Annotated in this window: 1 protein-coding gene; it reads left to right on the top strand. The window is 70.6% G+C overall.

Annotated elements, in window-relative coordinates; translation table 11 throughout:
• Positions 1-22: 22 nt before the first annotated feature.
• Positions 23-993 (top strand): aldehyde dehydrogenase family protein (locus AC1DYG_RS18600; RefSeq protein ID WP_477641354.1); only part of this gene is annotated, 971 nt, incomplete at its 3' end.

Raw genomic sequence — 993 nt, 5'->3', positions numbered from 1 at the left:
CCGCTACGACGGACGCACCGCCGTGGTGGAGTACCGGCCGGTCGGGGTCGTCGCCGTACTCGTCCCGTGGGACCTGCCGATCCTCCGCATGGCCGCAAAGGTGGGCCCCGCCCTGGCCGCCGGCAACACCGTCGTCGTCGAGCCTCCATCCACCGTTGCGCTCTCGGTAACGCGAACCGTCGAGATTCTCAATTCCGTTCTCCCGGCAGGGGTTCTCGACGTCTCGGTCGGCACCCGCAGGGCCAGCAGCGCCCTGGTCGCGCATCCGAACGTCGGCCTGGTCTCCTACGCCGGCACCCGGGGTGGCGCGCAGCGGATTGTCGGCCAGGCGGCCCGGACCCTCACTCCGGTGACGACGACCACGGCCTCCGGCGCGACCGCGCTACTCCTCTGCGATGCATCCGTCGACGACGCGGCGGCAGCACTGGCCAAGAGCGCCTTTGCCAACTCGGGGCAGACACTGGACGCCCCCAAGAGTGCCTACGTCCCCGCCGATCTGGTGGACGACTTCTGCGACGCGTTCGTCGAGGCCATCCGGCCGCTGACCGTCGGCGACGGCATGACCCCCGGCGTCACGGTCGGCCCACTGCACAGCGCCAGGCAGCTGGCCGTCACCGAAGACCGCCTCCGCCAGTCCATCGCGTCCGGCGGGGTGCTCGTCACGGGCGGCGGCCGCGGCACCAACCTGCCGGGACACTTCCTGGAGCCAACCCTGTTGCAGGACAGGGACGGATCGGCCACCACCGAGACTGCGAACAGCGGCCCGGTATTCACCGTCATCGGCTACCACGACCTCGACCAGACACTCGACCGCCTCAACGAGCCCTCGCATGTCCTCAGCACCTCTGTGTGGGGGTCCGACCTCGACCGGGCCGCCAAGGTTGCCGAGCGCATCGACGCCGAATTCGTGTCGGTCGGCCGGCGCGAAACCACCGGTACGGCATGGCCGTTCGAGGCCTACGCCGACCGCGCCGTCGACGAGTTCCTGCGCCG

Source organism: Pedococcus sp. P1_H8, from assembly GCF_056405175.1.
This window is presented reverse-complemented; position numbering and strand designations above follow the sequence as displayed.